Source organism: Ferruginibacter sp. HRS2-29 (genome assembly GCF_024343615.1).
Taxonomy (GTDB): domain Bacteria; phylum Bacteroidota; class Bacteroidia; order Chitinophagales; family Chitinophagaceae; genus Ferruginibacter.
In genome coordinates this window covers 1-865 of the sequence record NZ_RJUB01000108.1, presented here as the reverse complement: position 1 = coordinate 865, position 865 = coordinate 1, and the positions used below count along the sequence as shown (strand labels likewise).

Annotated in this window: 1 protein-coding gene; it reads right to left on the bottom strand. The window is 53.8% G+C overall.

What is annotated here, in order from left to right; translation table 11 throughout:
* Positions 1-865 (bottom strand): hypothetical protein (locus tag EGI32_RS11420; RefSeq protein WP_255155487.1); only part of this gene is annotated, 865 nt, incomplete at both ends.

Below are 865 nucleotides of genomic sequence, written 5' to 3'. Positions count from 1 at the left end.
TCTGGAAAGTGGTTCCGTTGATACTGTATTCCAGGCCGGTGCCGGTTGGTGCCGTAATTACGATCGTTCCGGTTGGAGTGGCACAGGTAGGTTGGGTGACTGTAGCCGTGGCTGCAGCCGGTGCTGATGGAGCGGCATTCACCGTTGCGGTAGCAGTGGAAGTACAACCTGCGGCGTTACGTACTGTAATAGTGTAAGTATTTGGCGCAAGACCGGCAAAAGTGGTACTTGCCTGGAAAGTAGTTCCGTTGATACTGTATTCCAGGCCGGTGCCGGTTGGTGCCGTAATTACGATCGTACCGGTTGGAGTGGCACAGGTAGGTTGGGTGACTGTAGCCGTGGCTGCAGCTGGCGCTGATGGAACGGCATTTAAAGTTGCAGTAGTAGTGGAGGTACAACCCGCGGCATTTCGCACCGAAATAGTATAGGTTCCCGGAGCAACGCCGGTAAATATATTACTTGCCTGGAAAGTAGTTCCATTGATGCTGTAAGTCAAGCCGGTTCCTGTTGGTGTATTGATGGTAATGGTACCGGTAGGTGTAGTACAGCTTGGCTGGGTAAGTGTGTAAGTTGCCACCGCAGGCGCACCCGGAACGGAGTTGATGGTGATCGTTGCGGTAACGGCACAACCTGTCGCATTTTTCACTGTGATGGTATATACACCGGGAGCCAGTCCTGTAAAAACCGGGCTTACCTGGAAGTTCACGCCATCGATGCTGTAAGTATAACCTGTTCCGGTAGGACCGGTAACGGTGATCGAGCCTGTTGGAACGGCACAGGTAGGCTGCGTGATATTCCCGGAAACGCTGCCGGGCAAAGTGGCCTGCACCCGCATGCTGTTGATCCAGGTGGCATTGGCGGTTGT